The sequence below is a fragment of the Lysinibacillus sp. NPDC097214 genome, assembly GCF_050277945.1.
GTDB classification, from domain to species: Bacteria; Bacillota; Bacilli; order Bacillales_A; family Planococcaceae; genus Lysinibacillus; species Lysinibacillus xylanilyticus_B.
Genome location: NZ_JBNNSS010000011.1, coordinates 56,275 through 78,427, shown reverse-complemented (window position 1 = coordinate 78,427; position 22,153 = coordinate 56,275). Strand labels below are relative to the sequence as shown.

At 35.4% G+C, this 22,153-nt stretch carries 28 protein-coding genes and 1 other RNA gene; 13 read left to right on the top strand and 16 right to left on the bottom strand.

All coding sequences use genetic code 11. The annotated features are described in order from the left end of the window. The first annotated feature begins 32 nt into the window (after positions 1 to 32). Entirely contained in the window at positions 33 to 545 is a 513-nt protein-coding gene (locus ACQKMI_RS20870) for a zf-HC2 domain-containing protein (protein WP_427492019.1), read from the top strand. A gap of 53 nt (positions 546 to 598) precedes the next feature. Here the strand turns inward: ACQKMI_RS20870 and ACQKMI_RS20865 are convergent, their stop codons facing one another. From ACQKMI_RS20865 to ACQKMI_RS20855, 3 genes are all read right to left on the bottom strand, one after another. Then, a complete protein-coding gene (locus ACQKMI_RS20865) occupies positions 599 to 1,603 on the bottom strand; it encodes an anti sigma factor C-terminal domain-containing protein (RefSeq protein ID WP_427492017.1) in 1,005 nt (334 codons plus the stop codon). Next, positions 1,596 to 2,126 carry a sigma-70 family RNA polymerase sigma factor gene (locus ACQKMI_RS20860; protein WP_427492015.1) on the bottom strand — a complete coding sequence of 177 codons (531 nt, stop codon included), beginning with the start codon at positions 2,124 to 2,126 and terminating at the stop codon, positions 1,596 to 1,598. The genes ACQKMI_RS20865 and ACQKMI_RS20860 overlap by 8 nt, the downstream gene beginning before the upstream one ends. Positions 2,127 to 2,357: 231 nt before the next feature. Further along, positions 2,358 to 2,696, bottom strand: coding sequence for a zinc ribbon domain-containing protein YjdM (locus ACQKMI_RS20855; protein ID WP_079563050.1), 339 nt, complete (start codon positions 2,694 to 2,696; stop codon positions 2,358 to 2,360). Between the two features lie 499 nt (positions 2,697 to 3,195). Between ACQKMI_RS20855 and ssrS the strand changes: the two genes are divergently transcribed. Further along, positions 3,196 to 3,388, top strand: a non-coding RNA gene (gene ssrS, locus ACQKMI_RS20850) — 6S RNA. 279 nt (positions 3,389 to 3,667) lie between these two features. Here the strand turns inward: ssrS and ACQKMI_RS20845 are convergent. Further along, entirely contained in the window at positions 3,668 to 3,871 is a 204-nt protein-coding gene (locus ACQKMI_RS20845; RefSeq protein ID WP_427492013.1) for a hypothetical protein, read from the bottom strand. A gap of 125 nt (positions 3,872 to 3,996) precedes the next feature. On the opposite strand from ACQKMI_RS20845, the gene ACQKMI_RS20840 reads away from it, so the two are divergent. Together ACQKMI_RS20840 and ACQKMI_RS20835 are read left to right on the top strand one after the other, a co-directional pair. Continuing rightward, the gene (locus ACQKMI_RS20840; RefSeq protein WP_427492011.1) at positions 3,997 to 4,218 is read left to right on the top strand and encodes a TM2 domain-containing protein; all 222 of its coding nucleotides are present in this window, start codon (positions 3,997 to 3,999) and stop codon (positions 4,216 to 4,218) included. 555 nt (positions 4,219 to 4,773) lie between these two features. Further along, positions 4,774 to 5,013: a DUF3923 family protein gene (locus ACQKMI_RS20835; RefSeq protein WP_427492077.1), complete on the top strand. Its 240-nt coding sequence runs from the start codon at positions 4,774 to 4,776 to the stop codon at positions 5,011 to 5,013. Positions 5,014 to 5,148: 135 nt separating this feature from the next. Here the strand turns inward: ACQKMI_RS20835 and ACQKMI_RS20830 are convergent, their stop codons facing one another. Both ACQKMI_RS20830 and ACQKMI_RS20825 read right to left on the bottom strand, forming a co-directional pair. Beyond that, positions 5,149 to 6,330 (bottom strand): NupC/NupG family nucleoside CNT transporter, encoded by a 1,182-nt coding sequence (locus ACQKMI_RS20830; RefSeq protein ID WP_323651085.1) that lies wholly within the window; start codon positions 6,328 to 6,330, stop codon positions 5,149 to 5,151. A 363-nt stretch (positions 6,331 to 6,693) separates the two neighbouring features. Further along, positions 6,694 to 7,263, bottom strand: coding sequence for a tetratricopeptide repeat protein (locus ACQKMI_RS20825; protein ID WP_427492008.1), 570 nt, complete (start codon positions 7,261 to 7,263; stop codon positions 6,694 to 6,696). Between the two features lie 250 nt (positions 7,264 to 7,513). On the opposite strand from ACQKMI_RS20825, the gene ACQKMI_RS20820 reads away from it, so the two are divergent. After that, positions 7,514 to 7,969 (top strand): hypothetical protein, encoded by a 456-nt coding sequence (locus tag ACQKMI_RS20820; RefSeq protein ID WP_427492005.1) that lies wholly within the window; start codon positions 7,514 to 7,516, stop codon positions 7,967 to 7,969. A gap of 213 nt (positions 7,970 to 8,182) precedes the next feature. On the opposite strand, the gene ACQKMI_RS20815 is transcribed toward ACQKMI_RS20820, so the two are convergent. From ACQKMI_RS20815 to ACQKMI_RS20795, 5 genes are all read right to left on the bottom strand, one after another. Further along, positions 8,183 to 8,596, bottom strand: a complete 414-nt coding sequence (locus ACQKMI_RS20815) for a VOC family protein (protein ID WP_427492003.1) — start codon at positions 8,594 to 8,596, stop codon at positions 8,183 to 8,185. A gap of 161 nt (positions 8,597 to 8,757) precedes the next feature. Next, the gene (locus tag ACQKMI_RS20810) at positions 8,758 to 9,384 is read right to left on the bottom strand and encodes a kinase (protein WP_427492001.1); all 627 of its coding nucleotides are present in this window, start codon (positions 9,382 to 9,384) and stop codon (positions 8,758 to 8,760) included. A gap of 60 nt (positions 9,385 to 9,444) precedes the next feature. Continuing rightward, positions 9,445 to 10,086 carry a 3-oxoacid CoA-transferase subunit B gene (locus ACQKMI_RS20805; protein ID WP_427491999.1) on the bottom strand — a complete coding sequence of 214 codons (642 nt, stop codon included), beginning with the start codon at positions 10,084 to 10,086 and terminating at the stop codon, positions 9,445 to 9,447. Further along, on the bottom strand, positions 10,086 to 10,793 hold the full coding sequence (locus ACQKMI_RS20800) for a CoA transferase subunit A (RefSeq protein ID WP_427491997.1): 708 nt from the start codon (positions 10,791 to 10,793) through the stop codon (positions 10,086 to 10,088). Before ACQKMI_RS20800 ends, ACQKMI_RS20805 begins: the two co-directional genes overlap by 1 nt. Before the next feature lie 107 nt (positions 10,794 to 10,900). Further along, entirely contained in the window at positions 10,901 to 11,779 is an 879-nt protein-coding gene (locus ACQKMI_RS20795; RefSeq protein ID WP_427491995.1) for a LysR family transcriptional regulator, read from the bottom strand. Between the two features lie 299 nt (positions 11,780 to 12,078). Between ACQKMI_RS20795 and ACQKMI_RS20790 the strand changes: the two genes are divergently transcribed. Beyond that, positions 12,079 to 13,392 (top strand): short-chain fatty acid transporter, encoded by a 1,314-nt coding sequence (locus ACQKMI_RS20790; protein ID WP_427491993.1) that lies wholly within the window; start codon positions 12,079 to 12,081, stop codon positions 13,390 to 13,392. A 362-nt stretch (positions 13,393 to 13,754) separates the two neighbouring features. Continuing rightward, a complete protein-coding gene (locus tag ACQKMI_RS20785) occupies positions 13,755 to 13,967 on the top strand; it encodes a transcription initiation factor TFIIIB (RefSeq protein WP_427491990.1) in 213 nt (70 codons plus the stop codon). A 208-nt stretch (positions 13,968 to 14,175) separates the two neighbouring features. Here the strand turns inward: ACQKMI_RS20785 and ACQKMI_RS20780 are convergent, their stop codons facing one another. Then, positions 14,176 to 14,814 (bottom strand): LysE family translocator, encoded by a 639-nt coding sequence (locus ACQKMI_RS20780; RefSeq protein ID WP_427491988.1) that lies wholly within the window; start codon positions 14,812 to 14,814, stop codon positions 14,176 to 14,178. 177 nt (positions 14,815 to 14,991) lie between these two features. Between ACQKMI_RS20780 and ACQKMI_RS20775 the strand changes: the two genes are divergently transcribed. Both ACQKMI_RS20775 and ACQKMI_RS20770 read left to right on the top strand, forming a co-directional pair. After that, positions 14,992 to 15,417: an SRPBCC family protein gene (locus tag ACQKMI_RS20775; protein WP_427415116.1), complete on the top strand. Its 426-nt coding sequence runs from the start codon at positions 14,992 to 14,994 to the stop codon at positions 15,415 to 15,417. After that, positions 15,414 to 15,731 (top strand): ArsR/SmtB family transcription factor, encoded by a 318-nt coding sequence (locus ACQKMI_RS20770; RefSeq protein ID WP_427491985.1) that lies wholly within the window; start codon positions 15,414 to 15,416, stop codon positions 15,729 to 15,731. Before ACQKMI_RS20775 ends, ACQKMI_RS20770 begins: the two co-directional genes overlap by 4 nt. A gap of 187 nt (positions 15,732 to 15,918) precedes the next feature. On the opposite strand, the gene ACQKMI_RS20765 is transcribed toward ACQKMI_RS20770, so the two are convergent. From ACQKMI_RS20765 to ACQKMI_RS20755, 3 genes are all read right to left on the bottom strand, one after another. Then, positions 15,919 to 16,698: a YqhG family protein gene (locus ACQKMI_RS20765; RefSeq protein ID WP_427491983.1), complete on the bottom strand. Its 780-nt coding sequence runs from the start codon at positions 16,696 to 16,698 to the stop codon at positions 15,919 to 15,921. A 17-nt stretch (positions 16,699 to 16,715) separates the two neighbouring features. Continuing rightward, positions 16,716 to 18,230 carry a DEAD/DEAH box helicase gene (locus tag ACQKMI_RS20760; protein ID WP_427491980.1) on the bottom strand — a complete coding sequence of 505 codons (1,515 nt, stop codon included), beginning with the start codon at positions 18,228 to 18,230 and terminating at the stop codon, positions 16,716 to 16,718. Positions 18,231 to 18,337: 107 nt separating this feature from the next. After that, the gene (locus tag ACQKMI_RS20755; RefSeq protein ID WP_427491978.1) at positions 18,338 to 18,514 is read right to left on the bottom strand and encodes a hypothetical protein; all 177 of its coding nucleotides are present in this window, start codon (positions 18,512 to 18,514) and stop codon (positions 18,338 to 18,340) included. 315 nt (positions 18,515 to 18,829) lie between these two features. Here ACQKMI_RS20755 and ACQKMI_RS20750 point away from each other — a divergent pair, with 315 nt between their 5' ends. The 3 genes from ACQKMI_RS20750 to ACQKMI_RS20740 all read left to right on the top strand — a co-directional run bounded on the left by ACQKMI_RS20750 (position 18,830) and on the right by ACQKMI_RS20740 (position 20,488). Then, positions 18,830 to 19,654: a methyl-accepting chemotaxis protein gene (locus ACQKMI_RS20750; protein WP_427491975.1), complete on the top strand. Its 825-nt coding sequence runs from the start codon at positions 18,830 to 18,832 to the stop codon at positions 19,652 to 19,654. 181 nt (positions 19,655 to 19,835) lie between these two features. Then, entirely contained in the window at positions 19,836 to 20,033 is a 198-nt protein-coding gene (locus tag ACQKMI_RS20745) for a helix-turn-helix transcriptional regulator (RefSeq protein ID WP_427491973.1), read from the top strand. Then, a complete protein-coding gene (locus ACQKMI_RS20740; protein WP_427491971.1) occupies positions 20,033 to 20,488 on the top strand; it encodes a DUF3278 domain-containing protein in 456 nt (151 codons plus the stop codon). Before ACQKMI_RS20745 ends, ACQKMI_RS20740 begins: the two co-directional genes overlap by 1 nt. 319 nt (positions 20,489 to 20,807) lie before the next feature. On the opposite strand, the gene ACQKMI_RS20735 is transcribed toward ACQKMI_RS20740, so the two are convergent. After that, complete coding sequence (locus tag ACQKMI_RS20735; protein WP_427491969.1) at positions 20,808 to 21,236, bottom strand: HEAT repeat domain-containing protein; 429 nt, start codon at positions 21,234 to 21,236, stop codon at positions 20,808 to 20,810. A gap of 466 nt (positions 21,237 to 21,702) precedes the next feature. Between ACQKMI_RS20735 and ACQKMI_RS20730 the strand changes: the two genes are divergently transcribed. After that, positions 21,703 to 21,999, top strand: coding sequence for a hypothetical protein (locus ACQKMI_RS20730; RefSeq protein WP_427491967.1), 297 nt, complete (start codon positions 21,703 to 21,705; stop codon positions 21,997 to 21,999). Positions 22,000 to 22,153 lie beyond the last annotated feature (154 nt).

Sequence of the window (22,153 nt, the reverse complement as noted above, 5' to 3'; positions counted from 1 at the left end):
ATAATGGAAGGAGATCGATTGGAGGGAAGCTTTTGTCACAGGAATGTTCAATTGTAGAGGATTTGTTACCTTTGTATAAAAAACAAGCGCTCCAAGCAACTACTATAGAATTTATCGAACAACATTTAGCTACTTGTGAGCATTGTCGACAGCTCGCTACTTCAAAGCAATCACTCGGCTATCATTTATTAATGAAAAGAACGATAACATTTTTCCATCTTGTTTTTATCGTACTATCCTTTATGTTTGCCATTAACTCATCCTTACTTGGTAATCAAACAAGCTTCGCTATATCTTACGCGATTTTTGGCTGCCTAACTTATTTCTTTTACAAAAATATTTGGATTGTTTTTGCCATTAGCTCTGTACCTGTTTTCGTATGGTCCATTATTGACAATATCAATAACCCACTTTATGTCACCTACTACTCATTCGCAGAAATCGGTACACTGTTGATTGGAGCTAGCTACATAGCACTTTTACATACTATTTTTGCCCTATTCGGTGCGGGTTTTGCTATTTTGTTTCGTAGGTTTACAAAATAATGTTATATCTTGCAGAAAGAAGTTGTCCCAAGTATCTGAGACAACTTCCTTTATCACCAATTAACCCCATTCAAAAGTTCAACATCCCCTAGCATTTCATTAGAAATACCTTCTAGATCTTGAAGCATCCATAAACTTTTTGTCGGTCCTGTTACAACAGCACCATAAGCTTGAAATCCATTCTTTTTAATATAATCATAGCGTTCTTGCAAATGGTGTAAACCGAGAAATTCCTCATAATAGCTTTTCTTTTCATTTTTCAATAATTTTTCCATATTCCTTACCATCCAACGCTGGCTATTTTTAACATTACTTGTTAAGTCCTGTGCTTCAGATATATGTGAGTAATCATCAGTAACTGTTAAGCCTCCTGATAACCCGATTCTATCATAAATTGTAATTGAACCACTGGAGCGGCCAGAAGCAGTTGGTTCAAAGGTTTTAAACTCACCTGTATATAATGGCATCCAAACGATACGGACATTGTACGGAGCAAGCATTTTTACCAATTCTATAGGTTCTTTAAATGTTGAAGTCGAAAATGCCATTTCTGCTACAGTTCCCTCAGGTAATTTTTCTAACGTCTTCCATATATTATTATTAAGATGAGCTGCGGTTGCTTTTCCCGTTACAGGATCTTCGGGTAAATTAAAATTAAATTGTTGTGATGTATTTGTCGACGTTAAGTCCATACTCATAGATGAATTAGAATTCAATATAGATTTTTCAACATGCATTTCGCCGACTACTACTTTTTCCTTTCCTACCTGTTTCTCAAGAGGATAGTTCATTTTTTGTGTTAGAAATGGTGTTATTTCTGCTGGCAATCCCATAGAATATTGACCTTTAATATTCGGTTGTTGCCATTCAAGTACTATTAAAGAATTATAAGCATGTTTAAGATCCGGACGCGTTTTATCAAAAGCGATGGACACTCCTGCTAAATAGAGAGCATAAATAACGAAGCATATTAGCAATATACGTAGTACTCGAAATGTTAACGTAAAACGGTATTTTCTTAAAATCTTTTTTTCATTCTTCTGCGACCATTCAGTCATGTTGAAAACCTCCATTCTTTTTTACTATTTCTTCTAACCTTTTGCGAGCACGATGCAAAAGTATTTTCACCTGCCCCTCTGAAAGCTCTAGTGCCTCCTGCAATTCTAAGTAGGTGAATTGTTCATATTCACGTAAATATAAAATCGTTCGGTAATTTTCTGGCAAAAATTTCAGCAACGCCTGTACATCTTCTGATACTTCTTGCGTTAAAAGATCCTCTTCTGGTAACCCATATGGACTTAGCATTTCATCTTTCCAAAATAAGTGTGCGAACGGAATTGTCCTTCGTCTCTTTTGTTTACGCCATTCATCTAGGTACGTGTTCCGTGCTACTTTGAATAACCATGCTCTAACATCCTCTTCTTTATAAAACGATAACGATACCGTGGCTCGTACAAATGTTTCTTGAACTAAATCTTCCGCTATATGTACTGATCCAGACATCTTCAGCAGAAAATAATATAACGATTTCGCGTATTTTTCATAAAGTTGCTCTAGCTCGTTTTTCCGCTGTCTGTCCATGTCATCTCCCTCATTTCGTTTTTTCACAAGTAAAACGTATGTCTTTGCTAAATGTTACAGTAATTGCTAATTTTTTTATTAAAATCAATTTCGCCTTGGCGTAATTGCATCCAGAGGCTCTATTTTTATTCAGTAGGTGTTTAGACACCTACTGAATAAAAATAAAAAAGAGTCGATTTTGAATAGCCTTCCAATCTGGAACGCTTCATTTCACGACTCTTTTTACAGTAATTATGCTTTTTTTACGAACTCTGACTTTAATTTCATTGCACCAAAGCCATCGATTTTACAATCAATATTGTGATCGCCTTCAACGAGACGAATGCTTTTCACCTTTGTCCCAATTTTTAATGTTGAAGAACTACCTTTAACCTTTAAATCCTTAATAACTGTAACAGAATCGCCGTCCGCAAGTAGATTGCCATTAGCATCCTTTACGATTAGCGTATCTGCCTCTTGCTCCGTTCCATCAGTACTCCACTCATGCGCACATTCTGGACACACGAAGTTCGTTCCATCCTCATATGTGTATTCAGAATTACATTTTGGACAATTTGGATAAGCTGCCATTTCTGCTTCCTCCTTTTACTTATTTTCTAGATCAATTTCGCCTTGGCGTAATTGCGTCTGGATTTTGAATTGTGCTCGCACAATTCATTCCTTTGAAAATCCGTGACATCCGCCGGAGGCTTTAGGCCAACATGATGTTGGTCACTCAGTCGTTGCCACAGGACGTGGCGTTCTTAGACTGAGTTCCACTATTTCAGTAGGGATTTGAATACCCACTGAAAAGGAATCCAACCATATTCATCTCACCACCTGTTGAGGTGTGGCGCCTTCTACTGAATGAAGGTAAACCCTATATATGCTCCTTTATCTTACATACTCCGCCCTACTAAGTAAAGTTTGTTCGTATTTTTCGTTCGCATTTGTGAATAAAGTATGAATCGGTTTCATGTTTTTGGAGATATTTCATTTTGGAAATGTATGAATTGGGTCACTTGCCCATTGACTTTTTTGTACAAACCATCTTACTTGCAAGTTTGTTTAACATGCCTTATTATATCCTTAAAGGCTGCATTGTTCGTACAATATTAAGTTTTAACCTTTAAGCTGTAAAAGGGAGTTTTATTATTGGAGTTGGAATGACGGGCCTCACACCATGGTGCATGAGGATAAGCAGGAAAGCTTCTGCGAACACCCACTTTGAGGAGTGGTGGTTTAAAACTTTCTATAATAACTACGGCATACGCGGCTTTTTAATTTAATCATACAGCCACAAGGCTTTGAAGCATTTCTCTCATAGTGAAAACTATGGGAGATTTTTTGTTTGGGCAATAACTTTGGGAGAAAGTTGGGAGAAGTAAGTTTTCTAACGTTTCCATTCTATGGTTTATATCTACTCACGGTACTTATATTTATTTGCAATATTTATAAAAGAAAAAGCATATCCATTATGAATACGCAGTTACTTGTTACATATTTTTTAATCTCATCATTAAGTAATCCTTGCATTGCAATTATACGAAGCTCACCTAATATTATTTGCCTCTTTTGCCTCTCAATGCAGCTTCTTCTTCAGGAGAAATTTCACTAGTAAACTCTTCCATATATTTAATTGCTGCTTTAGCTAACGCTTCTCCCGATAACACTTCACCGATTGGTTCACGAGTAGCAAAATATTGGTCAATATCGACTGGTTTATGATTGTTATCGGCAAATTTACCGTACCTAATAAACAGCAATGAATAACACTCTGGTTAACTATAGTTGGAACTTATTTCAAGTAGAGAAAAACGTAAAAGAATGATAGACTTTTGAATGGAAATGTAGTTAATTATTACTACATAAAGAAAGGTGATTGATAAAAATGCAACAACAAACTTCAGAAAAAAACTATATAGCAATGATTTTACTATGTTTCTTTTTAGGTAGTCTAGGAATACATCGCTTCTACGCAGGTAAAATAGGTACTGGTATTTTAATGATTATAACTTTGGGTGGACTAGGTATCTGGACATTGATCGATTTTATTATGATTATTATCGGCAAATTCAAAGATAAAGAAGGAATGGAAATAAAACCTTCTTAACAATAATAAATAAGGCGTTGGTTAACTGCGGTTAGCTGGCGCTTTTTTTAATGGAGAAATGTTGTTTAATAAATCTTAGATGTCAGGGAGGTTTGATATACTCCCTATATGTCTCCTGTGGCCGCTTTTAACTCTTTCCCTGATAAATGCTACCACTTGCCTTTTAATACGGGGAATATACACATCTAAATCAATTTCTTTTCACTCATCTGACATTTTAATCATACAGCCACAAGGCTTTTGAATGAACCACTCTCCATTATTGGAGGGTGATTTTTTTTAATCAAAATGAGCTAATATTTGTTGTCTGTTTTTTTGTTCATATTTAATTCGTCTTTTATTTTTGTAAATTATATGGAAATCAGTCTTAAGGCTGAGAGGTAGCACCACCTAAAGTTCCTTTCCAGTAAAAAGGAAAGGTGTTACAATTAAAAAACATTTATCGGAGCATTAAGATTCATCGCCAAAAGTAGGGATGACGTTTATTAAGAAGCCTAAATTTATGGTAGTAAAACAAATACAATTATGAATAGAAAGGAGATATTTATTTTGAGTATGAAAATATGGTGGGCTATAAATATTGTATGGCTATTCATTTTTGCTGCTGTGGCCATATTCATTGGAATAAGAGAAGTTGATTATACAGGGGTAGTTCAAACTCCTGAAGTTAGAATGGTCTCATTCATTGTTTTGGGTATTGTATTTTTGATTGTTGCACTATTTCAACTAATACTACTCATTTTTATTCATTTTGTTAGAAAAGGTACAACCTCTCCAACAAAAAGACTATCATAACAACGGTGGTCTTTGTAATTTTCTAAGTCACTTAAATGAAGTGCAAATAACCACACACTTTAATCATAAAAAAACTGCACTCCAATAGATGTGTCTATCAATTGGAGTGCAGTCAACTGCTTCTTTTTTTATAAATTAAATAACGAAACCAACAATTGTGGCCGTTAAGATACTAACGAGCGTAGCTCCATACAACAACTTTAAACCAAAGCGAGCAACTATATTCCCTTGTCTTTCATTCAAACCTTTTACCGCTCCAGCAATAATACCGATAGATGCAAAGTTCGCAAAGGATACAAGGAAGACAGAAATAATCGCCACTGTGTGCGCACTCATAGACTTAGCCGCTTCTCCTAGGCTTATCATTGCAACAAATTCATTCGTTACTAATTTAGTTGCCATAATTCCTCCGGCAGTAATAGCATCTGCCCATGGTATACCCATTAGGAAAGCTATTGGTGCAAAGATATAACCTAAAATATCTTGGAAGGATACACCAAGAATCATATCAAATAGTGAATTGATTAAATCCATTAATGCTACGAAACCGATCAGCATAGCCCCAACAATGATGGCTACTTTAAAGCCATCCATGATATATTCTCCAAGCATTTGGAAGAAAGATTGCTTATGCTCATCTTCAATTTTTAAAATATCTTCGCTATCTTCTACTGTATACGGATTAATGATTGAAACAATAATAAATCCGCCAAACAAGTTCAACACAATCGCCGTTACAACATATTTGGGTTCAATCATCGTCATATATGCGCCAACAACTGACATAGAAACGGTCGACATTGCAGATGCGCATAATGTGTACATTCGCTGTGGACTAATTTTATCTAATTGTTTTTTTACAGTAATGAATACTTCAGATTGACCTACCATTGCAGAAGCAACAGCATTATATGATTCCAATTTCCCCATGCCATTTACTTTACTTAAAAGTAAACCTATCCATTTCATGACGAAAGGAAGAATTTTAAAATGCTGTAAGATCCCTATCAATGCAGATATAAATACAATTGGTAATAACACATTTAGGAAGAAGGAATACTCCCCTTCATTCGCTAAACCACCAAAAACAAAAGTTATGCCCGTACTTGCGTAAGACAATAAATGATCAAATACGTTTGTAAATCCTTTGATTAGAACATAACCAAACTTTGTATTTAGCAGTAATGCTGCAAATAAAAATTGGATGATCAACATAATAATTATGTTTTTATATTTTATTTCTTTTTTGTTTTTACTCATTAACAGAGCTAAACCAAAAACAAGTAGCAATCCACAAAAGGATATTAAGTATCTCATGAGTTCCTCCATAAATAATATTGATAATTTTTGCGCGTTCGATAGCCGTTTCACTCATTATGTTCCATTATTGGAACTGGAATAACAGCTATAGATCTTAAAACTTAAAATATGTAGACGGTCAGACGTCAGACAAATCACTTCACTATACATTGTTTTCACTAGCAATTCAATAGTTAAAAGAAAAAACTCTGCGAAAAGTGTATACGCTTACAAGATTATCGTATAAAAAAAGACCCTCATAAATGATGGTCTCCGTTTACTACAAGTTTTTGTAAACTGTATTCAAATTATACTGATTTAAATGAACTTATATTAGGTGTTTGAACGCCTGTACCTGTCGCTACGCTTTCGGTACAAAAGTCATTTGCTGAAAGAAGTTAAATTTAATGCTTGTCGGGTAGATTCAATAAGTGATACATCACCTTTAAGTTCCCTTAACTTTAATGCTTCTTTAAAGCATTTTTCTGCCTCTGCCATTTCCCCTAATTCTAATAAACACTTTCCTTTATGTTGCATGGCAAAGTCCACATATAACAAATTATTGTGTGTCTTACATTTATCTAAAACATCGTTGAAGATTGTTAATGCTTCCATTGGATTACCGTTATATTTAATTGCCTCTCCTAGACGTATTAATGACACGATTTCTCGATTGCTGTCGTTCTGATTGTAGGCAATTATAATGCATTCTGATAAGATGTTAATGGCTTTTTGTGGTTCTCCATAAATTCTATATAAGTTCCCCAGCGTTCCCATTAAAAAATATTTCTCATCTTTATTCGTTGTATTTGCAAGTAAATTTTCAGCAATGTCTATCATTTCTTTTAACCTCAAAGGATTAGACGTTTTTTCACGAAGATACTCATCGTTATCAAAATATATTATTTCGCTTATTTTCAAAAGACAGTTTTTAAACTTTGAAAAGTTCATTTTTCAATGCCTCCAATAGTTTTTCTGATCTTCATCTACAACCCCACTTAAAACGAAAAAAATAAAGATAAATATTATCCATAAAGAAATTATTCTATTTCAATGCACTGTCATGTCGGGATTGTCCTCTGGAATCCAATTGAAAGTAACTCCATGTTAATCTTGAAAAAGGAATTTATAACCTATCTTCTTTTTGTATAATTCACCTCCATTTTGCGCATATATGGTAGTAACAAGGGAGGTTATTACATTGAAGAAGTTATTTTATTTATTTTTACTAGCCACACTTTTATTATCAGCTTGCGGGAAAAATACTGCTCCAAAGGAAGTTGCTGTCGATAAAAATACTTCCGTTGAAGATATAGTAGGAGCTATCGTTAAAAATAAATTCACTGTAGAAGAAAAGAATGGTATCGTATCAATCTCTATACAAGATACTGATGTGACAAAAGGTATGAAAAATCAAATGCTAAAGGATTCCACAAAAATATTTGCAGAGCTATCTAAGCTACCAAGTGTTAAAACTCCAGCTATTAGTTGGTATGCTCCGTTAACGAAGCCTAACGGTAACAAATCTATGACAGAGCTATTAAATATTTACTTTAGTGAGGAAGACTTTAGAAAGGTTAATTGGGCGAACTATAACCAGCTAGATATTGAATCTACTGCTACTCATTATCATCAAGATGCTTCTTTAGGACAATAGAACATTTCAACAAAAAGATACCCCCTTATGTATGCAGAAGGGGGTATCTTTTTAATTGCTTCAGATAAAGGTTTTTGTAATATATTTCCTTATAAACACCTTTTCTATCCTCCGCTTTTAAAGGCTACATTTAATACCGTATAGGGTATCGGAAATGAAAAATTTGTACCTCCCACTTCGCTTTCGGTACTTAAAACATTTGCTGAAAAGAATTTATATCCCCTCTGTGTTCATTAATACAAGACGCCAGCCATCCGGATCTTCAATCGTGACGCCTTTTTCAGCCCAATATGAATTTTCTGGCTCCACCTCAGGATAGCCCATTTGCAATAAGCGTTCAGCAATACGCTGTATAGTTGAACGCTTTGGAATATATAGTACGAGCAAATTATCCTTTGTTGGTGCTGGGCAAGGAGTTCCGTCAATATGCTCTATAAATTCTAAATGATAGCTTGCATTCGGAAGACCAATCATGATACCAGTGTAGCCTCGATGTCCTGAAAAAGAGCCGATTTTTTTTAACCCTACACCTTCGCAATAAAATTTCTCAATTTCCTTTATTTTATCAGTCGGTCTTGCTACACGTACCTGTGCCACCTGTAATTCATCTGGCCATTGTTGTCTCATAGTTAATTTTCTCCTTTTCTATCATTGTATAGTGGCAAAATAGAGCTAGAGAACAGCCAATAGTCTGAAAAATCACAATCAACTTCATGCTCTTCAGAAATACCCGCGAATTGGAGACAAATACCCGCGCAATCCATGTAAATACCCGCGAAGCGACAATTCTACTTTAAAAAATCACAAATTTTATCTGCAGCTGCAAATGGATTTTCTTTTTCTAAATAATACGCCTCAGCTGGCCAATATCTTCTTTGATACTTATTTAGCCGTGCTTGAAAATCTCCAATATAGGTATCCCTTTGTAATACCCTTTCCTCACGAACTGTTCGAGGGATATCTAGAAATAAACGATAATCATAAAAGTTTCTCCATTCATGCCTTAAAAGGAAAACGCCCTCGATTATAAAAATACTATTCGTTTCTAATTTTATTTTTCTATCGTTCACGGTATCTGATGATTGATTATAAAACGGAAGTTGGAGTTGTAAATTATTATTATGTAATGGTAACAACATATTATTTTTAAGCCATTCAACATCCCATTGTAAATAATAGTATTCATACCATTCAGCGTGGCCAGTATTATAACGTTTACTGCTTTCAACGATATGATTATCTATATGGATTGATTCTACAGCACAAATCGATTGTAGCTCCTCCGCCAGTTTGTTAGCTACAGTGGACTTTCCTGCACCACCTAAACCATCAATCGCGACAATGAATGGTCTCTCTTTAACAGACTTCTTTCTAAATTGCTTTATAATATCGTTCTTTAATTCATGTATATCCATTTATCGATACTCCTAATAAAAAATAACCAGCTCTATCAAAAGAACTGGTTTTTATTTAATTTATGAAGTTAACGTTACACTAAAAGAAGCAGCTGTCTTCTCTTTTACTTCTTCTAACGTGACACCCTCTGCTAATTCTATAAGCTGCATCCCCTCATCTGTAAAATCGAAAACAGCCAAATCTGTAATTAGTCTATGCACAACGCCCTTTCCAGTTAACGGTAGCTCACATTGTTTTTTTATTTTTGACTCACCGTTTTTATTGACATGCTCCATCACGACGACTACTCTTTTCGCCCCGACTACAAGGTCCATGGCGCCTCCCATACCTTTCACCATTTTCCCTGGAATCATCCAGTTCGCAAGGTCACCCGTTTCAGATACTTCCATGCCACCTAAAATAGCCAGATCGATATGACCTCCGCGAATCATGGCAAATGATTCGGCACTATCAAAGAAGGAGGCACCTGGAACTGCAGTGACTGTTTCTTTACCTGCATTAATTAAATCAGGATCGACCGCGTCTTCTGCTGGGTATGGACCAATGCCAAGAAGTCCGTTCTCTGATTGTAAAAGGACGTCATAATCAGATGGGATTGCATTGGCTACTAGCGTTGGGATACCAATACCTAAATTGACGTTCATGCCATTTTGTATTTCTTTTACTGCTCTATTTACTATTCTTTGTCTTGTATCAGCCATCACGAATCCCCCTTTTTCACCGTCAAACGCTCAATACGCTTCTCATAACTACCACCTAGCAAAACGCGCTGCACGAACACACCAGGTGTATGAATATGATCTGGATCTAGCTCTCCAACTTCAACAATTTCCTCTACTTCTGCAATCGTAATTTTCCCTGCCATTGCAGCTAGTGGATTAAAGTTACGTGATGTTTTTCTGAAAACTAAATTTCCTAGCTTGTCCGCCTTCCATGCTTTGACAAGTGCAAAATCTGCGACAATACCTTTTTCTAAAATATATTCCTTGCCATCAAAAACCTTTACTTCTTTCCCTTCAGCGATGGGTGTTCCCACTCCAGTAGCTGTGTAAAAACCCGGAATCCCAGCTCCGCCAGCTCGCATGCGCTCCGCTAACGTACCTTGTGGTGTCAATTCTACTTCAAGCTCCCCACTTAAAAATTGCTGCTCAAAAATTTTATTTTCACCTACATAAGATGCGATCATTTTTTTGATTTGTTTATTTGCTAATAAAAGCCCTAAACCCCAATCATCCACACCGCAGTTATTGCTTACAACTGTTAAGTCCTTTGTTTCTCTTTGGACTAGCGCTGCAATTGATTTTTCAGGGATACCACATAGCCCGAAGCCCCCTACGGCTAACGTATCTCCATCCTTAATATCAGCGATGGCCTCCTCAAATGAATTCCACACTTTCCCCTTCCCCATATCGAAACCCCCTAAAATTTCTCGTTTATTAAGGAAAATTCTACCTCAACACTATTTTATAAGTAAAGGAATTAATTAGAATACTATTTATTCTAAAAGTGCATAAATCAATTGTCAGAACGTATTGTACTGAGTAGCTGCTTTAATGCAAAAGATTGATAAGTATTTTTCTTCGTAATAACGCCTAAACGCCATGGCATGTCAAAGTTAAGCAATGGAATAATTTTGACATTTTTGTTCGTCTGCTTTGCGGCAATTGAGTATGGTAAAAGTGTCACCCCTAAGTTCGAGGATACTAGCTCCACTATTAAATCCCATTGCGAGCTTTTATAGCCGACTACTGGTGTAAATCCTACGCTTTTACATGATTTAATGACATAATCATGTAGTGTGAATTCCTCTGTAAAGATAATGAATGTTTCATTTTTTAAATCCTGTAATCGAATATGTTCTTGCCGAGCTAGTGGATGGGATTCATTAATAAAAACAAAAAATTGGTCTTCTACAAATGATTGGACAGAAAATTTCCTATCATCAGTAGGTATAACGACAATTCCCATATCAACATCGCCATTTTCTACTAATGTTCCGATCATTTTAGCTCCCCGTTCCACAAGCTCTAAATGCACCTTTGGATATTGCTTATGAAACTTCCGAGCAATTTCAGGGAAAAATAGTGTGCCGATTAGCGGCGGAATCCCTAATTTGATCGTACCTGTTTTGATGTTCGATAAATCATCCAATAATATATGTAAATCGTGTACTGAGCGTATTATTTTTTGTCCTTGTTTATAGACAATACTACCTGCATCTGTTAATTCTATATTGCGTGTAGATCGGTTTAACAACTCTACATGAAGGGCATTCTCCAACTTTTTAATGCTTTTACTTAATGAAGGCTGTGACATAAAGCACTCATTAGCTGCCTTTGAAAAACTCCCATGTTCGACAACGGTCATAAAAGCTTTTAAATCTCGCAACTCCATATAGATACCCCCTATTTATTCTAATTTGGTATAAAAAATATTCCAAAACTCCCTATTTAGTAATAAATTCTCCTCATTTTCTACTTATCCTTCTTCTTAAAAATATGTAGACCAAACACAATAGCAATAAGGCTTTGTTATAATTTCAATCATATTTATATTCCGCGATAGTGATCGTAAATTTATTTCTACATTATGTTCTATTTATTGTTCTTAATTCCGATTTCATCTTTATTTATTCATTTTCCTATGTACAATTAGCAATAAAGGATGGCAGAAAATGAAGGGGGATTTCTAACATGAAAACGTTAACAAGAATTTCAAATGCTATTATGGAAAAATATTTACCTGACCCATACATATTTGTCACTATACTCACAGTATTAGTATTACTTTTAGGGGTTACATTAACAGATTCTTCTCCGCTCGATATGGTGATATATTGGGGAGATGGTTTTTGGGAACTATTAGCATTTACAATGCAAATGGTGATTGTCTTAGCCGCAGGTCACATTTTAGCGAATAGTCCTGTCTTTAAAAAAGGATTATCATCCATTGCAAGTAAAATCAAAACACCAGGCATGGCGATTATCATTGTTACATTCGTATCGCTAATCGCTTGCTGGATTAACTGGGGATTCGGGCTTGTTATCGGGGCCCTCTTTGCAAAGGAAATTGCTCGTCATGTTAAAAAAGTAGATTATCGTTTATTAATTGCTAGTGCCTATTCAGGCTTTGTTATTTGGCATGGTGGATTAGCTGGCTCAATTCCGTTATCCATCGCTACTGAAGGTCATAAGTTTGCTGATATTATGGGAATCATCCCAACAAATATTACATTATTTTCAACGTATAATTTATTTATAGTTATTGTTATCGTCTTCACTTTACCGTTCTTTAATCGCTGGATGATGCCAAAGGAAGAAGATACAGTAGAAGTTGACCCTGCTTTATTAGTAGAAGAAAAAACAGAGTTGCCTAAGCCTGAAAACAACTTTGCTAGCCGCTCAGAAAGAAGTTATATTTTAACAATTTTAATTGCTATTATTGGACTCGTATATTTAGTACATCATTTTATGACGAAAGGCTTTGTCCTTGATTTAAATGTTGTCAATACGATTTTTATTGTGTTGGGTATCATTTTTCACGGGACACCACAGCGTTTCCTTGCTGCTGCACAAGATGCTATTAAAACAACGACAGGCATCGTTTTTCAATTTCCGTTTTATGCAGGGATCATGGGTATGATGACCGCTTCTGGTTTAGCTGCTGTATTTTCAGAATGGTTCGTTACTATTTCAAATGAACATACCTTCTATTTGTTTACATTTTTCTCTGCGGGACTTGTTAACTTCTTTGTACCGTCAGGTGGTGGACAATGGGCGGTGCAAGCTCCTATTATGCTAGACGCCGCAACCTCTTTAGGTGCCGACTATGCTAAAACTGCTATGGCTATCGCATGGGGTGACGCTTGGACGAATATGATTCAGCCTTTCTGGGCACTACCAGCCCTTGCAATTGCTGGCTTAAAGGCTAGAGATATAATGGGCTTCTGTTTATTCATTTTACTCTTCACCGGCATTATTATTAGCATTGGCTTCCTGTTCTTCTAGTTGGATATAAAGTACTTCACGGAATATTTATCCGTGAAGTTTTTATTTTCCTTTTGAATGAGCTGAATTGACTGTTAAAACGTTCGTATAAATTTAATGCATTGCCCTTTTGTAGAAATTATTTTTTCTCTTACTTCTCACGTTACGTTAGCTTGTACAATGAAAAATATTGAATTAAAACAGGACACTCCACTCTTCCCTTCTCTCTTTCATCAGAAGAAGAGGAGTGGCTTGCACAACCAATGCAATGCTATTGGAATAAGGAAATGATAAATAGCTATTTTATGGAACTATTTTACATACAGTTCGTACTAATAGATAATAGGATATATCAGGAAAATACATAAGGGGAGGGTTTCAAATTGAAGAATTCTACGAAAGTAATTGAATGTCCAAAATGTGGCGGGAAGGAGTTAGGGAAAGGTAAGCATACTGGGCCTGCAGTTATGTACCCAGATAATAAGCCTAGTATAGGTTCAGTTGTTGAATACATTATTTGCACAGACTGTGGATTTATTATCGAAAGCTATGTAAAAAAGCCAGAGAAATTTAAGGATACACTTTATTGGAAATAAGGATAGAAATGATTCATGTAACGGACGCTATTGTTGAAAAAGGCTTAGATTATTTTAAATAACTTATATTTTCTAGTGTTGTTTATAAAACCATACCTTTAACCCCGTCCTAAACTTAGAACGGGGTTAATTAAATAACTTTATCTTCATTTTATATAGTATGGATTTTTTCTTATTTAAGTAGCTCTATCATTTTTCAAATGACAAATTAGTGGGCTTTTTCTAATGCCAATTTAATGCCAAAGCCAATTAACACTGCGCCTGTCAATCCTTCGATAACAGCTTTCGTCGTCGGCTTTTTCATAAATGCGCTAATTTTATCCAACAAGTAAACATAAAATACAAACCAAAATCCTGTTAACGCAGTATAAATAAGCCCCATGATAAGAAACGGCATAAATGTACCGCTCTTGCCATCTACAAACTGAGGTAAAAATGTGAGAAAAAATACAGCCACCTTTGGGTTTGTAACGTTCGTTAAGAAGCCTTGCTTAAAGCATGATTGCTTCGAATATTTATGATCCATTTGGGTCTCGTCTTGCACTACAGGAGGCTGCGTACGTATTGCTCGTAATGCCCATAAGGTTTTGATACCTAAATAACATAAGTAGACCGCTCCGACGTATTTTAAAATGGCAAATACATATGCTGACTTTACAATAATCGCGGAAAGTCCAATAACTGCTGCAAAAGTATGAATCAATAATCCACAGCACGAACCGAGTAAAGTCTGTAAGCCCCCTTTTCTACTTACGGTAAGTGTATTTTTTGTTGCAATCGCCGTATCCGGACCAGGCAAAATAATTAATAAAATACACATTAATAAAAAGACAGATATGTTCACCACTTTAATACCCTCCCTTTTAATCAGAAAATTATAAAAATAATTTTAACATATGTAAGGCTATACAAAAAGACGTGATGAAAATTTATCCAAGGTATTTATAATTGACATGTAACCTTAAGGTGTTATATATTCATAACACCTTAAGGTTACATTTTTTTGAAAAGGAGTTCATTTTAAATGACTGAAAAACTAGAGAATATTGTTAAGACAGTTACACTCAATGCACCGATTGAAAAAGTATGGGAAACAGTAACAGACGCTGAAAAGATTGCTTCTTGGCTTATGCCAAATAATTTTAAGCCAATTGAAGGCCATGAATTTTCAATACAATCACCGTTTGGCCCTTCACCATGTCGAGTAGAACAAGTAGATGCTCCACATTTTGTTCGTTTTGCATGGGATACAGATGGATGGTTTGTCACTTTTGAACTGAAAGAAATTGGTGAGCAAACAGAATTCACGTTAACTCATGGTGGCTGGAAAGAAGCATCACATATCATTCCTAAAGCGAACATGCCTGCTGCAGCTATTCGTACAACAATGGAAGGCGGCTGGACTATGCTTGTCGGCAAAAAATTAAAAGAAGTTGTGGAATCACAATGACACCACTTGCTGTAAAGTATGATGTTTTTCAAGCTATCGCTGATCCAACAAGACGTCATGTCCTACAGCTACTTGCCTCAAGTGATAAACCGATCTCACTTATTTCTGAGAATTTTTCTATAAGCCGAACTGCTGTCGTGAAGCATTTAAAAATTTTAGAACAGGCTGAGCTAGTCTCTGCCCAGAAAAAGGGACGAGAAAAAGTATACACATTACATGCCGAGAAACTAAAAGAGATTGAAGACTGGCTACAGTACTTTGATTTATTTTGGGATAATAAGTTGGCACAGCTACAAAGTATTTTTGAAGAATAATCAATAATGCCTCGGCATTATTGCGTCCCGAATCGGCTTTGTGCCAACGTGATGTTGGTCACTCAGTCGTTGCCACAGGACGTGGCGCTCTTAGACTGAGTTCCTTTATTTCAGCAGGTGTTTGGACACCCGCTAAAAGAAGTTAAAATGGCAAGGAGCTGTCCCTACTATTAGGACAGCTCCTCGTTTAATAAAGATAAAATAATCCACCATTAATAATTTCTATTTTAATTTTCGTATCGTATTGTTCCTCTAATGCCTTCTTTTCTATTTCATAACATTCTGGTTTGTCTTCTTCCTCTTCATAAAAATAATCGAGAACTCGCTGATCACGTTGCCATCGTTTTTTTGCTTCATTAGCCCATGAATGGTCATCTTGTTCAATGATTTTTTCAATAGTAGCATTTAATCTTTCAAGTGCTCTAAGGGGCTTTATAATAAATTGCACATGAAAAGCATTATCTGCTGGAACAGTGTCAAATTCGGCTGTACATATTGTCTCTTGAAATTCCTCATTTATGATCCCCGTTAGCAAGTTTATGCCAAATGAATAAAGCATTTCTTTCGTTTGGTCGCAGCAATACGACACTTTAAAATTAACACCTAGCCATGGAGTAAGGATAACTTGCCCTATTGCGGAATCCACCTTCTCAAAAAGCTGAACATAAGCTCCTAGCTCCCTTGTTGCTTGAAAAAGCTGGTTCATTCTCGGAGAACCGAAATGAATACCTTCGCCATAAAGGCTCCCAGCTGATGCTGTTTGATTGGTAATGAAAGTTACTTGGGCTGGATTTGCCTCACTATTTGTAGCTTCTACGTATTGCCAATAAAAAGGACGATTCATTATTCTTTTATCGATATCAACTGTTAATTGTACTGTAAGATAATGCTGATCTTCTCCTACAATACGGCAATCATTTTCAGTAAAAAATTGTCGTAAATAACTATGAACTTGCTGTGGATACATAGTCCTTCTCCCTTACACTATACAGATTCTTTAAAGTTAGATAGAATCGCATCTAAGTCGCCCACTACCTTTTCGAAAACATCAATTTTCGTATGAAGTAATGCTAATATATTCTCTTCAATCGTATTCGCAATAGCCAGATTATAAATATGAACATCATGCTCTTGCCCTAATCGATGTACACGACCAATTCGTTGCTCTAGCTTCATAGGATTCCAGGGCAAATCATAGTTAATGACATGATGACAAAATTGAAGGTTAATCCCCTCACCGCCTGCCTCTGTTGCGATTAGAACCTGCACCCTTTCCTTAAAAAGATGCTTCATATAATCCCGTTTACTTTTATTATATTTACCGTTGAACAGAACACTCGTAATACCGTTAGAATGTAAATACCATTGCAAATAAATTTGAGTAGCTCTATACTCTGTAAAAATAATCACTTTGTCCTTGGCCTGTTCAACTATTTCAAGTGTCTTTTTCGCTTTTGAATTCACTTCTAAGGCCATTAATTTTGCTAGTATATCTTCAATTTCTTGTGATTGAGCATTGTCTTCAAGCATTTTAGTTAACGTTAAAGCCGTTGCCTCTTTGCTACTACACATTTCCTTCTGCAATGTAATCATTGAAAAAGAGCCTGTATTTTGAAGCGTTCCGAGCAGATTATAAACTTCCTCTTCTTCCTTCGTAAATCGAATAGGAACAATTTGAACACGGCGATTTGTCCATTCAATACCCGTGTCCTCCCTCCTATTCCTCACCATCACCTGATTCACTAATTCCTTTAAATAATCATTATGCTCTAAATCATGCTTACTTGCCGAGAATGCAGATTGAAATGTATCATAATTGCCAAGATGACCAGGCTTAAGTAAAGAAATTAGATAAAATAATTCAAAAACATCGTTTTGAATCGGTGTTGCCGTTAATAATAAACAAAACTTTTTCTTTAAGCCTTGTACAAATTCATAAATTTGGGTTTTATGATTTTTTAGTTTATGCGCTTCATCGATTATAATCATGTCATAATTCTGCTCATAAATGCGCTCTCTGTGAGGACTCTTCTTCGCCGTATCCATACTCATAATAAGAACATCATGGCGCTCAACCTGAACATTTTTTTTATAAGCTACTGCCGGAATGTGGAACTTTATATTTAATTCTTCAACCCACTGATTAATAAGAGATGCTGGGGCTAATATTAATGCTTTTTTAACGAGTCCTCGAATCAGGTATTCTTTTAAAACTAAACCTGCTTCAATTGTTTTACCAAGACCTACCTCGTCGGCTAAAATCGCTTTACCATTCATACGCTCAATGACTGTCTCTGCTGCTTCCAACTGGTGCTTAAGCGGCTTTAAGTTTGGTAAATACTTTGTCGCCTGTAAACCTGTGAAATCAGTAATTAACTTCATTTTCACAATGTCATAATTCATCTTGTACAATGTCCAACTATCCCACTTTTCAAGATGATTTAGTTTATTTATAAAGCCTTCTTCCCATTCGGACGACCTTTCTATTTTCATGATCATCACCTCATACCATTATTTCTAGTTTAGGTTGTCCAAAAAAGAGAAAGCTATGTTAAGCTTTTGCGAAAGAAAAACACCTAATGAATTTTTTTCATCAGATGCTCATGTTATTGAAAAAAATGGAGGATGCTCTTTTGCAAAACGAGAGGTTGATTTCCGTTCCGGCTGGGCGCTTTGTTGCTGCCGCTTCGCTTTCGCACAGATAAAACATTTGTTGTTGCTGCCGCTTCGCTTTCACACAGATAAAACATTTGTTGTTGCTGCCGCTTCGCTTTCGCTCTCATTTAAAGCGCCTCAACATTCACAAAGTCTTTACTTTTTTATTTCCATCAGGTGCTGCTTAATTCATTTGCGAATAGGTAGATGATTAACTTGTCACTTTTATAAAAACCTGCAATATTCATTACTAAGCAAATCTAATCCTCTTTTAAACATATAAGACCTTAATTTCGTACAATTTAAAAGGATAATGGTATTAAGATAGTCTTTTTATCCTTTTCTTTTTTTCATACAATTAAAGAAGTGTTACTTTCTAAAAATTACGTTTTTTTAAGACGAGATTATAATTAACAGAGCTTACATATACCGAGGAGGTTATTATGAATATTATTGAAGCATTATCAGCGTCATTGCCTTACATTCATTTAGCTATGAAGGGTGAAGCCATGATGGCATTAGTAGATAAAGAGAGCGAGAGCATCGTTGTGTATTTACCTGGAAAACGGTTAGATGCTGGTTATAAAAATGGACAAAAAATTCACTCGGTTGATGCAATTTTACATCTCCCACTCAAAGGAAAAAGCACTGATGCACCTGTACCAAAAGAGGTTTATGGTGTGGATTTTAACGGATTTTCTTTTCCCGTTCGTGAAAATGGGCGTATCGTAGGCGCACTAGCCTTTGGATTACCTATTGATCATTCTCTCCAGATGGAAAAATATATTCTTACGATGAATGATATTATCCACAACCTACAGGATAAAGTACATACAATTGCCTCTCATTCGGAGGAACTAGCCGCAACTAGTGAGGAAATTAATAAACAGACCCAATTCGCTTTAGAGGATGCAGAAAAAACAAATGCTATTACCGATTTAATAAAAAATATTTCTCGTCAAACAAATCTACTCGGATTAAATGCATCGATTGAGGCAGCACGAGCAGGCCAACATGGTGCTGGATTTAATATAGTAGCTCAAGAAGTTCGCAAACTTTCTACTGAAACAACTACTGCTACCGATAACATTGAATCCTCTCTTCGAAGCATCAATCATAATCTTGAAAATTTAAAGCAAAACATGACTCAAATAAATGGCGCCACAAACGAACAGGCACAACTTGTTCAGGACTTTAGTGAAATTATTGATGAACTTAGTGCACTTAGTATGGAAATGAAGGGTTTTATGTCTAAAGTTTTAAAATAAGGCTGTTTTCGAAAAGATTGTTGCTATTCAACTTACGGGGCAGATTAGTTAAACAAGAGAAATAGTTAACAAAAGCTGTGTAGGCTCTTTTAATTTTTGGAAAATGTTGCATTTAACACACAATAAATGTAATATATAAGTTGCATATGCAAGCTAAATATTACATCTCATGAGGTTAATAATGAAAAATAATGTAAAAATAACACGAATAAAAGCTTCCATTACTCAAGAACAATTAGCAAAAAAAGTTGGTATAACCAGACAGACAATTGGACTAATAGAAAAAGGAGATTATAATCCGAGTCTTCATCTTTGTGTGGCAATAGCAAAAGAGCTTAATAAAACTTTAGATGAATTATTTTGGGAGGTAGAGGATTAATGAAATCTTGGATATCTTTTTTGATACCAGTCGATGAATATAAGGAAAAGAAGATGTTATATTTTTTCTCTGAAGGTGGAATTTTACTGTTCCTTTTTCTTATTGTGATGTTGATTGGCAATAAATTCTATAATTTTAGCATAGACACTGTTCTTTTGTCGTCCATTTTTGTCTTACCTATTTATGTATTAGGTAAATATACGATATCTGGTATTGAATATACGGATACTGCAACAGGACAGGAATATAAAAAAGAACTTAGAGTCATTGTTTTTAAAACAATTGGGTTTGTTATTATTTTTTTGTCGCTCTATTTGATATTTATTAAGATACCCTCTAATCCAAATGATTGGTTTGAACCTTTAGGTATATCATTACTTAGTGGGATAGGGATTTTTTTTATCAATGTTATTTCATTAAAACGTTCTTATACAAAGAATAAGGAACTATTATAAATGGTCTTATTTCACTAACGGGGGCTTTACTTCAATAAGGAGTAGAGCCTTTTTCTACTTAAACTCCCATGAAAGAACTTTAATCATCTTTCATTTTCTGTGGTGAAGTACTGATTTTTGCGCTTCATGGATGGCTAACGGGGCAGGTTAGTTTAATAAGGTGTTTGTTTTATCATTAAACAATAAAGATAGATGATCAAAGAAAAGAAGTAATACAATTTAATATTAGTTTCGATGAACCGCAGCGTAAGATAAGAAAAAGTCATTCCCTCCACAAGCGGAGAGAATGACTTTCCTTCATAAATCGCAAAACTACTGATTACAGTTTTGCCCAACGTTCCTCTAACCAGTTCATAAATTGTACACCTTTGTCGCCTTCATACGCATCAAAGACATCTAAACGCATACGTTTTAGTTTATCCGCAAAGTCTGCCACTGTATGGTCCTTCGGCAAGCTCTTTTTAACCCGCAGGAAAATTTTGTCTGTTCCTTTGATAATATCAAAACGTGCAGGTGATGGCTTCTCTACGTCCTCGCCAAGCGCCACAAGTGCTTCATAGGCTGCTAATTGCACCTTGTTGACAGTATCATGCTGCATACGGTTTTTTAATAAATCTATGATTTTGTCATGTTGATAAGCCGATAACATTTCGACTGCGTCTAAACGCTCTCGCCAGCTAGACGTATAATTGGCCTGTTTTTTTAATGTTTCATACTGCTCAGGTAATGCTGTTTCAAAATGTTTCAAGTAATTGCACCTCTTTTTTTAACTAGAGGAAAAATGAATTCTTCTTCTGCTTCTCTTATTATACGTTGTCTTGGTGGAAATAGCGATGAATCGCTGGTAAGGATATATATAGAAAATGGAAACTAACTACATTAAGGTGAACCGTATCATAAGTATGTACTATTCTTTTTTAGATTTGCTTTTCTTATTAAACTAACTGGGTGCTTTACTTCAAGATGGGATTCCACAGAGATCCCATCTTTTTATACTTCAACTAACGGCGCAGTTTAGTTGAATAGTGTTGTTTAACTTGTTGTTCAACAATCGGGCCATATTATTGAATAAAACAACCTTTTATAAAAATGTTACCAAACGACGCTTTGGTAATTTTCTGAAGGTTTGAGGGAACCAGAAAGCTAAAATGTTTATAATTAAGTACGCTTATTTTTTGGTATAATATCTAAATGACTATGAAATGTGGTATTACATGAAGAAATATCTTGAAAAGTATGCTATGGGTATGATTATGGCTACAATTCTTATTTTTATTGAAGAAGGACCAGGTTTACCATTACATTTACCCATATGGAAACAACTAATCGTATCCTTCATCATTCTACCTTCTATGTGGTATTTGTTAGAACGGACGAATGATAACCATAGCGATATAGATACACCTTATTTTACATGGCAAAAGTTTAGATTACTTTTAAGTCTATTATTGGGCATTATAGCTACTTTCATTGCTGCTGATATGCTAGGGTATATTCAATATGTTAAATAGCTAAACCTAGTAATTATGTATGTAAAAAATGTACGATATTATTAATTCAATATACAAATAAAGTTCCCAAATGAAAGTTTGGAAATACAACAAAAAGCCTCGAATGTAACGGGGTGCTTTACTTGAAGATCGTTGAGTTGTTTATGCAGCTCTT